The organism is Paenibacillus sp. FSL K6-1558 (assembly GCF_038002565.1).
In the GTDB taxonomy this organism is placed as follows: Bacteria; Bacillota; Bacilli; order Paenibacillales; family Paenibacillaceae; genus Paenibacillus; species Paenibacillus polysaccharolyticus.
Genome location: NZ_JBBOCV010000001.1, coordinates 696,104 through 708,802 on the forward strand (window position 1 = coordinate 696,104; position 12,699 = coordinate 708,802).

Here is a 12,699-nt window from a genome sequence, read left to right on the forward strand (position 1 = left end):
GCAGATACAACAAGGAATATTATAAATCAAGATCGAATACAAGATTAAGTAATTGTCTAATTTTCCAAGATTATCTACTGGGTTCCATTAAGACGATTTACCTTCTAAATGGATGTGAATGGCTATCCTTTTATGAAAATAATTTGAAGGGATTGATAAGTATGAAAACTAAACAATTAATCAATTTGTATATGGACGAAAATAAGGGTTTTGAAAGCGAGGAGCTAATTAATGAAACTGGTATTACAGAATGTAAGGAAGAGTTTTGGTGAGAAAAATGTTTTAAACGATCTAAACTTTCAATTTGAAAAAGGAAAAATCTATGGCCTTCTTGGTCGAAATGGCGCTGGAAAAACAACATTATTCAATTGCCTAGGTGGCGAGATTCAGGTGGATGGCGGCGCAATGGAACTAGTTAACGATGCGACATCGCGGCACTTAGAGGTAGATGATGTAGGTTATGTTTATTCACTGCCTATGTTGCCAGAATTTCTGACGGGATATGAGTTTGTACGATTTTTTATAGATGTTAACGCTGATGTAATCGAAGGGCGAGGAAACAATATTGATGACTTATTCGATATGATGCACATGACATTAGAAGACCGTCACAAACTCATTAAACAGTATTCACACGGAATGAAAAATAAAGTTCAAACGATGCTATTCTTACTGATGAAACCCGCTGTGATTCTACTGGACGAACCGCTCACTTCCTTTGACGTCATTGTTGCGAGCGAGATGAAACAACTGCTGCGTGATCTGAAAAGGGACCATATCCTGATTTTTTCAACTCACATACTGCAACTGGCAACGGATCTGTGCGACGAGTTAGTTATTTTAAATCAAGGGAGTTTGACTCGGATTTCACCTGATATTCTCACTCAACCCGACTTTGAAGCACAGATTATTGAGTTATTGCGACATGAAGGCGAAGAGGGTAGCCAGAAGGAGAATGCCGATGCAGGGAATCTTTAATACAGTTTCTCTCATGTGGCAGTTGCAGGTGATCACGCTAGTCAACCGTTTAATATATTTCATGCAAAGGTTACCGGTGGTAGGCCCTCTCATTAGTGACCAAACATATGCTGCTTTCCGGGCGAAACGCACATTAGGTGCAGTCGCAGTAGTTCTAATGTTTGGCGCTGGTTTATTAGAAAGTTTAATCTACTTCTGCGGAATGCTCGCATTGCCCATACTTTTATGGACGGAAGATCATTATACGGATCGATTTGTACTCGCTCTTCACATGTATTTTTGCATTAGTGGAGTGATGGGTGCAGTAACGGGTGCGAAAGTGCTGGAAACAAATAAGATGAAGTATACTGCGATCAAGCTTATGCGAATAGCGCCAACTCGATTTATGCGGGCTATACTGTTTCACAGGTATACCACATTTTTCTTGTATCAAGGGATAGCCTTTACGCTGGTCTCCTTATTTTTCAATTTTTCGATCAGCCATGTATTGCTGGTCGTCGGAATCATGACTTGTTGGAGAGTCTTATGCGAATTTTTACATTTGGCAATATTTCAGCAGAAAGGCATTGTTCTCATACAGAAAACGTGGGCTACGAGTTTAACAATGTTAATCGCACTTGCTCTCGCTTACCTTCCTTTAACCCAATGGAGCATTCCTTTATTTGGGGCTACGATATTGGATCAACGTTGGTTTGTGACCATCATCGTGTTGTCAGGAACTGTCGCCGGGTATATTTTGCTCAAACATACGGAATATGCAGCCGCAGTGCGCGCAGTAACAAATAATGCTGATCCGCTGTTGAACACAGAACTCATGATCGCTGATCTTCAACAAAGAATGATCCAGTCGAAGGGGAGCGATCTTAGCCAGCCTTCATCCACTAACCTCCATGTCATTGAGCAGAGCGTCCAGAACACCGTAAACAAAAAGGGATACGAGCAGATGCATGATTTATTTGTTAAGAGGCACTCGAATCTCCTTCTCGCACCGTTCCACAGACGTTTAATCGCTATTATGATCATTGGTTTATTGTTATCTTGCTTGGCATTCATTTTCAAAGATCATATTTCGCTGAATGAAGTAGAAAGATTTACGCCTTTACTCATTCTAGCCATGCTAAGTCTGACGGTAGGTAGTCAAATCTGTAAAATGTTATTCTATCATTGCGATATACCACTTATGCGTTATGCATTTTACCGTAAGGATGCGAAACAGCATTCCCTTTTGAGGTTTAAATATATATTAAGCACCAATTTAAAATTAGGCTTGTGTTTTGCGGCTGTCACAAGTGTGCCTGTACTCATATTAAGTGAGGGACGGAATATAGATTCACTTCTTGCTATCTGGATTTTAATCATTACGCTGGCTGTTTTTTTCTCAGTACATCATCTATTGTTGTACTATGTGCTCCAGCCCTACACAGCCGAGTTGGATACGAATCATCCTCTTTTTACAATCATGAACACTCTTATCTCATTAAGTATTGTTGTCGCGATCTTTCTAGGGACTGCACTCTGGTTGTTAACTGCTGCCATAATCGTGTTGACGGTAGGTTATCTATTCAGTGCTGTACCTCTTGTCAGCAAATATGCTCATCACCATTTTAGAGTCAAATGAGAGTGAACATATTAAACGTTTAACATTAATCCTCCCTTTGAAAAAGAAGGGGGGATTTTGTTATTCATCTGGCATGCAAATGAGGAAGAGATCAATGTGATACCTGAACAAATATCCTTATTTTATAGTCGTCTGGATTCTTTTCTGTCCAATAGGTGTGCAGTTCCAATGCATATACATCTCCGCTTATATACATTCCTTTACGTGCAATGAAATTTTTAATGACAGAATACGTTTGCGGCATGCTATCGTATGATCCTTTGTGATCTATAACTGCATATAAACCTGCAGGTTTGATTAACATCTTTTCTTCAGGAATGGAGGTCTTTATTTGGTTAGCTATGTATTCAGGATAATAGCCCCCGGATTCAAATCGGTCTTTACTTATAATCGTCCAAATCGCAAATTCATGATCGATATAGTGTGTTTCACAAAAGTCTCGATGTTCGGTTAATTTTTTGGCAAACTCCTTATCACCATCACCTATATCCAGTTGGGTAGTTATAAAATATTCCTCTAGGCATTCTAGAATCATTGGTGCGTTTCGTAACTCTACTGTTGCTTCCTCTGTCATCTTGATGGCACTTGTCAAAATATTTTGCATCTGAGTAATTCTACGTTTTTCTCTTTCCAACTCCACCTGTTTTTCTTTTAACATATTGATTAATAGAGGCGTATTTTGCTTCTGGAGAAACACCTTGATTTCCTCTAGTGAACTCCCGGCTTTTTTGAGCACAATAATCAAATCAAGTACAAGACATTGTTGAACGGAATAATAACGGTAGCCTTTAGAATTGACAAATTCAGGTTTTAACAGTCCAATATCATCATAATGAAAAAGGGTATGTTTAGTCACTCCGCAAGTTTTAGCTAGTTCACTGGTTGTGAAATATTCGTTTGATATATTCGACATTTTCTATCCTCCATGCCTCTATAGCTATGTATTAAATTCGCTGAAAATGTTTGTTGACTATAGGGTTACCCTATACATTATAGTTCAATATGTTAAAAGTTTAAAATAATTCGTACGGAGGAAGATTACTTATGTCAACATTCAAACGCTGGATGATTTTAATCATTGTATCCAGTGCACTCTTACTCATCGTCATGGATATGACCATTCTTTACACGGCTATGCCAACGTTAACACATGAATTAGGTGCGACTGCTTCACAAAAATTATGGATATTAAATGGTTACTCACTTGTTATGGCGGGTTTGCTTCCCGCAATGGGGACATTAGGAGACCGCCTGGGTTATAAACGGGTTTTCTTAATAGGTTTGATTATATTTTCAATCGCTTCACTTACTGCGGCTTTTGCTCCCAACCCCTATGTTTTGATCGCGGCAAGGGTACTTCTTGCTGTCGGAGCATCGATTATGATGCCTGCTACCATGGCAATCGTCAGAGTTACGTTTACAGATCCGCGTGAGTTAGGCTTGGCTATTGGTATTTGGGGTGCTGTTGCCTCAGGAGGTGCAGGACTTGGACCCATTGTTGGTGGACTTCTTCTCGAGTATTTCTCGTGGGGATCTGTATTCTTAATTAATTTACCGATTGCAATACTAGCATTTGCACTAACCATACTGATCGTTCCTAAACATGAAGGGAATAGAAGTAAAAAATTTGACTTAACCAGTTCAATCCAAATTATGATTGCCTTGGTGACTCTAATTTATGCGATCAAGGAGTTTACTCGCCGCGAAGGTTCGGTAACTTTTGCAGTAATCGGAGCTGCTGTCGGCATTGTAGCACTTGTTATCTTTATATGTCGTCAAAACAGAAGTTCTGACCCACTTATTGACCTTTCATTATTTAAGATACCTCTGTTTACCACAGGATTTATTACGGCATTGGTAGGTTTATTTGCTATGACGGGAATCCAATATATTGTGACGCAACGCCTTCAATTAATAGAAGGTTTCAGCCCACTACTAGCCGGAGTATATACGTTAACGATCCCTTTTGCATCTGTCATTGCAGCTCCAGTGACCGGAATGCTCTTGAATCGCTTCAATGTTATTTATATCAAGGGTGCTGTTCTATTCCTTACAGCAGCAGGATTGGGAATCTATCTTGTACAATTTGATTCGGGCATTGCTGGTCAGGTATTTGGACTAGCCATTTTTGGAGCAGGCTTAGGTGGCGGGATGACGGTAGCATCTCATTCTATAATGAGTAGTGCTCCGTATGAAAAAGCAGGTATGGCTGCATCGATGGAAAGTGTGGGATATGAAGTTGGTGGAGCTACAGGAATAGCCATAATCGGCAGTCTATCAGGTCTTGTGTACACATTAACCATGAAAATCCCAACAGGATTGACTGTTCCAGTAAATGTGAAAGATAGTTTGGATGAAGCTTTAATCGTAGCAGAAGGGCTGCCTGGAACAGCCTCGGAAACATTGAAACAGGCCGCGCGATTTGCGTTTGTTCAGTCCTTTTTTGCTGTTATTGTAGCCCTTATTGTGTTATTGGTAGTTGCTTCATTAAGCATGTTATGGATTGGATCACGATCAATGAAAAAAGTAGAAGAACCGCGGCGCTTGAGATAAGGTGAGTCGGAAACAGACTCTGAATGCTGTCCAGAATCATCATAAGCAAGTAAAAACCTGTGCGTGCAGGTCTGAAGTTGGGAGCGTTCCCCCATTGAAGTCGCTTTAATAGCGGCTTCTTTGTTTTGGTCAGGATAAGCTGATTTAGTCTTATAAATAGTATAATTAATAAAACTTGCTGTTGATCGACAACATGAGACAGGAATTGGGATAACCATCTGGAGGCGATAAATGTGCTGGAATTAGAGTTTGCAACGATAGAGACCTGGGATGAAGCCTTGTGGACGAGGATAGAGCGGATCTATGAAGAGGCTTTTCCAACCGGCGCTAAGCCAAAAGTGATTCTGCGCAGTATGCTGGATCGGGGGATTGGTTACTTACACACGGGCATGCATCATGGGGAAGTGGTCGCAATGGCCGTTACTGGACTCGGGGGGAAGGGCGAAGAACGCATCCTGATCATCGATTATCTCGCGGTTGAACAGAAGTTGCGCGGATCGGGTATAGGAACATGGATGCTGAAACAGCTTCGAGCTTGGGCAACAAGGGAACATGGGGTCAAAGGTATAATTATCGAGGCGGAGTCCGGGACAACGGAGGCACATCTGGAACGTATTCAGTTCTGGCAACGCAACGGCTTCGTCCTGACTTCCTATGTTCATCAATATAGCATGGTGCCTGAGCCGTATCAGGCAATGATGTTGCCACTGGGTAGAAGCAAGCATGTGCCTGATGACGGTAAAGCACTATTTCGTTATATCAACGCTTTTCATAAAGTTGCTTACCGGAAGAGTTAGACCGCAGTTATGGTAGCTCATTTGTAACCGTAACCTTTATCAATTCATAACTTCTACACGATTCTCACTGCGATATTTAGAAGGAGACTGGTTATAATATTTTTTAAACGAATGACTGAATCGTTCCGGTGTTGAAAAACCTGCCGCGATCGCTACCTCTCGAATCGGCAAATCGGTCGTCAGCAGAAGCTGCGCTGTAGCCTCCATACGCGCTTGCCATTTCTTGTCCTTAAACGACATTCCGTATTGCTTCTGCACGGTCCTTTCTGTCTGCCTTGTGCTTAGTCCAATTTTATCTGCAAGCTGTTTCAATGTTATGGATTGATAATCATATAAGAAACTGTTCTCAATGGTCACAAGCCTGCTATCATTTAATGTTTTAACAGGTGCATTCAGTACCGCGGTGGCACCTTGGTGATAATGTCTGATTGTTCGAGCTACAATCATCTCAAGTATGTTCGTTGTCATTTGATGAAAACCTATATGTTTGAGTGACACCTCCCGAGCAAGCATCTCAAATAAAGTCATCATGTTTTCCTGATCGGGGCCGATCCAGAAAGGCGTATCCAGTAGCCACCTAGAGAGAAGCCCCTTTCTCGGAAGATGTCTTGTGTTTTGTTTCAGTTGAAGTGGTCCCGTAATAATCTCGAAGAAAATACAATACTCAGCCATGGGGTCCGTTTGATCTGGAATTTGCTCATGCTCGACCTCAGGGCCAGTCATAAACAACGTGCCGGGCGTTAAGGAATAATGCTGGCCGTCGGCAATAAGAAGCCCCTTACCGCTCGGAATATAATGAAGCTCATAGCTTCCATGACTGTGGCTGTGTTTGGGCATCGTTTGATGAAAATAACCGAATTTTACATAAAGTACGTTAAGGACAAGGTCATCGAGTTTTAACTTGATATCCATCTCATCAATATCTATCGGGGGTAGATTCATGGTCTATTCTCCTCTGTCATAATGCGACATCATGAACGGAACTTGGTCGGCTCTTGTGATAACACAACTCCATTGCTCATCTTTATAATTATATCTATGAATCCAAGATTGGGAAACGGGGGAGAAGAAGTTGGGAAAACTGTACGATAGAGGCAATTACGCTCTGCATTATACCGAAATACCCGCTTTAAATCCGGGTCATGCCTGGAGAGATGGCATGGTAAGTGGTAATGGAAGAAACGGCTATATCACGTCAGGTTCACCGTATTCCGACAGCTTTATTTTTCAACATATGTGGTTCAATTTCCCTTCCGCTGACCCCAGAGAAATACCACCAGAACTGACTAGTCAATTGCAGGAAGCCAGACAAAATGTATTTGAACAGAATGACCAATGGAAAATCAAACACAACAATGGTGAGACCCGTGTAAGAACATTCTATTACAGCTACCATCCAGGTCATCAGCTTCGCTTGAACATGGTGAACAGAGGACAAGTTTCAGATTATGAACGTTGGACGAACTATGAAACGGCTGAAACTGGCGTAAAATATCGTGATAACGACGGCCTGTGGGTACGGACCTCGTTTACATCCAGAACAGATGACGTGTCCATCACCAAGCTGGAGCATTCGGATCTTGGCAAAAAAATAACTATGGTGTTGCAGCTTGATGATATATCACATATGGACGGAGCGCATAATGGGATGTCCGAAGTTCATGCACTTCGATACAAAAAACTGGTGGATCCCGAAGCCCGTTATCTTGCTCAAGTGGCCCACTATCCATCTTATGCAGGCAGTGAGTTGTGCCATGGAGGATATGCCGGAGTCACTCAAGTTATTGTTGTTAATGGTACGAAGGAACGTATTGTGCTGGAAGATACCCACGAGGAGATGAATGTAGGACTTGAACGGAACCCTGCAATTCAGATTAAAGATGCCGATGCTGTATTTCTGATCACAACTTCGGGACGAACTCATGAAATGGGCAGTATAGAGAACTTTGCCGACTGCTCAAGCTACTTCCTTGTAGATGAGTTGTTACAGCACACCCGGTTGGTCGTGGAGAAGTATAGTCATGCGCAATGTGCATTTGATTATGAACAGGCACTTTCATTACATGCCGCATGGCATTCCCGTGAATTTAACGCTGTACGTTTTGCTCTCGGTGGTGATGAGGAACACAAAGATGTGGATAATCTGAAACTCATTGAACTGCAACGGGCATCCCCAAACCGAATTAATCATGCATTTATTGAACAGGTCTATAACCAGGGGCGGTATGCTATGATCTGTTGCAGCGGAAGCAGTGCACCTCGCTTATACGGAATGTGGACAGGCGAGTGGAATCCGGGATGGAGAGGCATTTACACACTTGATGCGAATGTGAACCTGCAGGTCGCAGCCATGAATACGGGGAGTCTGACACAAGCTCAGCTTGGGTACATCTCATTTTTTCTCAGAAATGCCCCGGATTTCGAAGCTAATGCCCGTATGGCCTACGGCATGCATGATGCGATTCAGGTAAGTGTTAACTCAGACGGAGATCGTGCTATGCATGTCGAATATGATAACGACTATCCTTTTGAATACTGGAATGCCGGCGCGAGCTGGTGTTTGCTTCCTATTTTTGAATACTGGCAATGTTTCGGTAATCGCAACATTCCCATAGTAGAGGACATGAACATTGATCGTCTGCAACCGCTGTTATCTGTCAATGATAACGGCTTATCTGATGAGGCATTTGTAAGTTTGAAAGAACGCGGTACGCTGAATCTGCTTCAAGATATTTTGCTACCGCTGCTCACCAAACAGGCTAACTTCTGGGAGCAGATCTGTACACCTGAGTATTTCACAGATGTTGCGGGACAATCACGTTATGAACCAGGCAAACAATCATTACTTGCCGGAGAGCGTTATATGATTATTCCTACGTACTCTCCTGAAAATCACCCAATCGGTTATAACAGCACCATCACCGCTAACGCTACGATGGACATTTCTGCAGCACGAGATGGATTAAACATGGTTATTCAGGCGGAGATGGCTTTAAAGCGCCCGGGATATGACAAGGCGGTAGACAAGTGGAACAAGTTGCTGGAACAGTTACCAGCATATCGTTACGATGAAGATGGTGCGCTCTGCGAATGGGCCATGGCCGAGTATATTGAAAACAACAATCACCGGCATTTGAGTCATTTATATGCTGCCTGGCCTGCGTATGAAACCCACAGTGATGCTGACCTCGCATCGGCTTCTGCTGTAGCTCTGGCAAACAGAGACCAGTTTAACACAACGGATGCCACAGCAGGACATGGCTGGATGCATAAAGCACTCGTACATGCACGCTTGAAAAATGCAGATGGTGTCCTTCATTCACTTCTGCCGATGATGATCGAAGGGGGTTATTATGATTCTTTAATGACTGATCATGATACCAACCGTAGAAATCATTGTTATTGTACGGACACAGCTTTTGGTGTAGTTGCTACGGTACAGGAAGCACTGCTCTATTCCAACACGGGAGAGATTGAAGTGTTGCCTGCACTTTCTTCAGACTGGATATCGGGTCACATCGAAGGGCTAATGGCAAGAACACAAGTGAGAGTAAGCCGTTTGTCATGGGATCAATCCGTGGGGATAACAAGCGTGGTTTTGTCCTCACTTATTCAAGATAACACCATTCGACTGAGTTCGGGGTTGCCATGGACAACCGCGCTGGTCGATGGAGTAGAGGTACAAGTTCACATGCATGGCAAGCAGAAATATGTGAACTTAACACTGCAAGAAAATCAGGAGACTTCAATCGTTTTTAGTAGGGCATAGATATGGATTCAGTAGAAACTGACTTTCTTTAAGGATCGTAAAAACCTTTTACAAATATTATCAGTAGGTTATAATACAATGACTAGATGAAATACCCAACAATAAAGTTAAATATTGTTATTTTTCAGTGAAGGAGGTATTGTTATGGTCAAGAAAAAAATTTCCACTGCCCTGAGTGCAACTTTAATCGTTTCTATGTTAGCTGCTGGTGTAATCGTTGCGATCCAAGGCACAACCACGTTAGAGGTAGCGAAAACAGCAGGGGATAAAAAGGTTGAAGTTATCAAAGGAATTGAAAACAACTGATTCGACATTCACTAGAATTAAAAGACTGCAACATGATAGAATTTTGATAACATAATGAATGGATTAACCTCAGAATAGTTATATCATCTGAGGTTTTTTTCATTAGTGCAAATATTCTGCTTGAAAATCGCGAGTTTTCAATTGGTGGAGGGAGATATGGACTACAATTCAGGAGAAAAAGCATGGTTTGACACGAAACAACTTAGAAACTCTACTATAGCGGCGGGTCGTCGTCATACCGCCCGTCTTCGATCAGACGGTACAGTGACAGCAGTGGGTGATAATAACTACGGACAATGTAACGTAAGCGATTGGAACCACATCGTCGCAGTTGATGCTGGCAATGTTCATATGGCTACGAACACGGGTAATGCCCACACCGTCGGTCTTAAATCTGATGGTACGGCAGTAGCTACAGGTTGGAATAAGCACGGGCAATGCAATGTAAACGAATGGCGCGATATGGTTGCTGTTTCAGCTGGTTGGTGTCGCACTGTCGGGGTTAAGTCAGATGGAACCGTGGTTGCAGTGGGGCGAAATAACGAAGGGGAGTGCAACGTTAACAGCTGGCGCGATATTGTAGCGGTCACGACGGGGGACTGGCATACAGTCGGACTCAAATTAGACGGTACAGTAATAGCCGTTGGTAACAATAAGTATGGACAATGTAACGTTAACGATTGGAGCGACATATTAGCTGTTTCCGCCGGGTACCTTCATACGGTTGGGCTTCGATCAGATGGTACAGTTGTGGCTGTAGGTAGGAATAAGGAAGGTGAATGCGACGTAAAAGGATGGCGGGATGTTGTGGCCATTGCAGCGGGAAGTTATCATACGGTTGCTCTAAAATCGGACGGTACGGTCATTGCTGTGGGTTCAAATAAACATCAGCAATGCGTTATAAGTGAATGGCAAGATATTAGAGCTATTTCAGCAGGATGTACCCATACCATAGGACTGAAATCAGATGGTACCATGGTTGCTGTGGGTGATAATGATTATGGACAATGTGATGTAATCGAATGGAATAACATCATGAATAAATAAAAGGACACCCACACAAAAGTGAGTGTCCTTTCTTTCTGTAGAGATTGCATACGTTAGAGATCAAGGGTACATTACCTGCCGGCTATTCAGATCTGCAGGTTTTCCTGTTCTTCCAGCAGTCGTTTCAGTTTTTGGCGCTGTCGTTTTTCCTTCTGACGGCGCTCTCGATCTTCAGCTTGCAGAGCTTTGAGAAGGGACACACACATGCCAATAAGTACAACTGCGAATGGCAGCGCAGCTACAATAGAGGCTGTCTGAAGACCATTCAATCCCCCACTAATCAGCAGTACGACCGCAATTGCCGATTGAAAGATACCCCAGGTTAATTTGACTCTTGCACTCGGGTTCAAATTACCATCTGTGGTTAACATGCCAAGAACAAACGTAGCCGAATCCGCTGACGTAATGAAGAAAATCATGATTAAGATTGTGGCAATGAAAGCTACGATCGTGCCTAAAGGTAGTTGCTCCAACATAAGGAATAGAGCCGTTGTCGTATCTTGCTTGACAGCTTCCGCCAGATTTGCAGCATTAAACAACTCCATGTGAAGACCTGTTCCACCAAAGACAGAGAACCAGACAAATCCGAAGAGGCTTGGAATGAGCATCACGTAAATCACGAATTCTTTTACCGTTCTTCCTTTGGATACCCTTGCGATAAAAGTTCCGACAAACGGAGCCCACGCGATCCACCATGCCCAGTAGAATAAAGTCCATGCTCCAATCCAGGTTTCTCTTGAGAACGGCGTTAGTCTCAAGCTCATGTTAACAATATTTTGCAAATAATTACCTAAGGTTGTTGTAAATGTGTCAAAGATAAACGTAGTCGGTCCGGTCACCAATACAAATAACATCAATAGCAAAGCTATAACGAGGTTCGTATTGCTTAGAATTTTAATCCCTCGGTCCAGTCCGGAGGTTGCCGAGATTAAATAAAGTACGGTTACTACCGTAATGATGATCACCTGTACCGTCGTGGAGTTAGCGATACCGAATAAGTGATTCAGTCCTCCACCAATCTGCAGTGCACCCAGTCCAAGTGATGTCGCTACACCAAAAATGGTGGAGATGACCGCCAAAATATCGATGGCCTTGCCAAGCCAGCCTGCCGCAAGACGCTCTCCGATCAAAGGGATAAAGGTGGAACTAATCAACCCTTTATACCCTTTTCGGAACTGGAAGTATGCAAGCGCTAAGCCGATAACGGTATAGATCGCCCAAGGATGCAGCCCCCAGTGGAAGAAGGAATACCGCATGGAAAGTCTTGCTGCCTGAGCGGTTCCGGCTTCAGCTCCTTCCGGTGCAGATAAAAAGTGGGATAGCGGTTCGGCAACTCCCCAGAAAACCAGTCCAATCCCCATACCAGCACTAAACAGCATGGATAACCAGGAAATCGTAGAATATTCCGGTTCATCATCGTCATCCCCCAGTCTGATATTGCCGAATCGACTGAACGCCAGATAGAAGGCGAAGATCAGGAAGAACAGTGTCGCCAGCAGATAAAACCAGCCAAAATTGTGAATCGAGAAGTTGTAGGCCACGTTAGCCACATCAGCCAGCTGATCAGGAGCAACGGCTCCCCATATTGCAAAGAGTGCAACGATGATAATTGTGATTGTGAATACCATGAT

Annotated in this window: 10 protein-coding genes; 7 read left to right on the forward strand and 3 right to left on the reverse strand. The window is 43.0% G+C overall.

The features are described from left to right. The first annotated feature begins 231 nt into the window (after window positions 1–231). On the forward strand, window positions 232–978 hold the full coding sequence (locus MHI38_RS02775) for an ABC transporter ATP-binding protein (protein ID WP_154985484.1): 747 nt from the start codon (window positions 232–234) through the stop codon (window positions 976–978). After that, the gene (locus tag MHI38_RS02780; protein WP_154985485.1) at window positions 962–2,596 is read left to right on the forward strand and encodes a hypothetical protein; all 1,635 of its coding nucleotides are present in this window, start codon (window positions 962–964) and stop codon (window positions 2,594–2,596) included. The genes MHI38_RS02775 and MHI38_RS02780 overlap by 17 nt, the downstream gene beginning before the upstream one ends. A gap of 91 nt (window positions 2,597–2,687) precedes the next feature. On the opposite strand, the gene MHI38_RS02785 is transcribed toward MHI38_RS02780, so the two are convergent. After that, window positions 2,688–3,509, reverse strand: coding sequence for a MerR family transcriptional regulator (locus MHI38_RS02785; RefSeq protein WP_186812408.1), 822 nt, complete (start codon window positions 3,507–3,509; stop codon window positions 2,688–2,690). A 131-nt stretch (window positions 3,510–3,640) separates the two neighbouring features. Here MHI38_RS02785 and MHI38_RS02790 point away from each other — a divergent pair, with 131 nt between their 5' ends. After that, window positions 3,641–5,149, forward strand: coding sequence for an MFS transporter (locus MHI38_RS02790; RefSeq protein WP_341180921.1), 1,509 nt, complete (start codon window positions 3,641–3,643; stop codon window positions 5,147–5,149). Between the two features lie 233 nt (window positions 5,150–5,382). Continuing rightward, window positions 5,383–5,946 carry a GNAT family N-acetyltransferase gene (locus MHI38_RS02795; protein WP_341180922.1) on the forward strand — a complete coding sequence of 188 codons (564 nt, stop codon included), beginning with the start codon at window positions 5,383–5,385 and terminating at the stop codon, window positions 5,944–5,946. Between the two features lie 39 nt (window positions 5,947–5,985). Here the strand turns inward: MHI38_RS02795 and MHI38_RS02800 are convergent, their stop codons facing one another. After that, the gene (locus MHI38_RS02800) at window positions 5,986–6,888 is read right to left on the reverse strand and encodes a helix-turn-helix transcriptional regulator (RefSeq protein WP_341180923.1); all 903 of its coding nucleotides are present in this window, start codon (window positions 6,886–6,888) and stop codon (window positions 5,986–5,988) included. A 130-nt stretch (window positions 6,889–7,018) separates the two neighbouring features. On the opposite strand from MHI38_RS02800, the gene MHI38_RS02805 reads away from it, so the two are divergent. The 3 genes from MHI38_RS02805 (at window position 7,019) to MHI38_RS02815 (ending at window position 11,068) form a co-directional block, all read left to right on the forward strand. Further along, the gene (locus tag MHI38_RS02805; protein ID WP_341180924.1) at window positions 7,019–9,715 is read left to right on the forward strand and encodes a glycosyl hydrolase family 95 catalytic domain-containing protein; all 2,697 of its coding nucleotides are present in this window, start codon (window positions 7,019–7,021) and stop codon (window positions 9,713–9,715) included. Between the two features lie 144 nt (window positions 9,716–9,859). Continuing rightward, a complete protein-coding gene (locus tag MHI38_RS02810; protein ID WP_341180925.1) occupies window positions 9,860–10,021 on the forward strand; it encodes a hypothetical protein in 162 nt (53 codons plus the stop codon). Window positions 10,022–10,177: 156 nt separating this feature from the next. After that, window positions 10,178–11,068: an RCC1 domain-containing protein gene (locus MHI38_RS02815; protein WP_341181897.1), complete on the forward strand. Its 891-nt coding sequence runs from the start codon at window positions 10,178–10,180 to the stop codon at window positions 11,066–11,068. An 86-nt stretch (window positions 11,069–11,154) separates the two neighbouring features. Here MHI38_RS02815 and MHI38_RS02820 read toward each other — a convergent pair whose 3' ends face one another. Beyond that, complete coding sequence (locus MHI38_RS02820; protein ID WP_154959215.1) at window positions 11,155–12,696, reverse strand: glycine betaine uptake BCCT transporter; 1,542 nt, start codon at window positions 12,694–12,696, stop codon at window positions 11,155–11,157. Between the last annotated feature and the right edge of the window lie 3 nt (window positions 12,697–12,699).

What these genes read in the sequence shown, in the direction of transcription:
- MHI38_RS02775 (WP_154985484.1), top strand. Translation starts at nt 232, where the DNA reads ATGAAACTGGTATTACAGAATGTAAGGAAGAGTTTTGGTGAGAAAAAT.
- MHI38_RS02780 (WP_154985485.1), top strand. Translation starts at nt 962, where the DNA reads ATGCAGGGAATCTTTAATACAGTTTCTCTCATGTGGCAGTTGCAGGTG.
- MHI38_RS02785 (WP_186812408.1), bottom strand. Translation starts at nt 3,509, where the DNA reads ATGTCGAATATATCAAACGAATATTTCACAACCAGTGAACTAGCTAAA.
- MHI38_RS02790 (WP_341180921.1), top strand. Translation starts at nt 3,641, where the DNA reads ATGTCAACATTCAAACGCTGGATGATTTTAATCATTGTATCCAGTGCA.
- MHI38_RS02800 (WP_341180923.1), bottom strand. Translation starts at nt 6,888, where the DNA reads ATGAATCTACCCCCGATAGATATTGATGAGATGGATATCAAGTTAAAA.
- MHI38_RS02810 (WP_341180925.1), top strand. Translation starts at nt 9,860, where the DNA reads ATGGTCAAGAAAAAAATTTCCACTGCCCTGAGTGCAACTTTAATCGTT.
- MHI38_RS02815 (WP_341181897.1), top strand. Translation starts at nt 10,178, where the DNA reads ATGGACTACAATTCAGGAGAAAAAGCATGGTTTGACACGAAACAACTT.
- MHI38_RS02820 (WP_154959215.1), bottom strand. Translation starts at nt 12,696, where the DNA reads ATGGTATTCACAATCACAATTATCATCGTTGCACTCTTTGCAATATGG.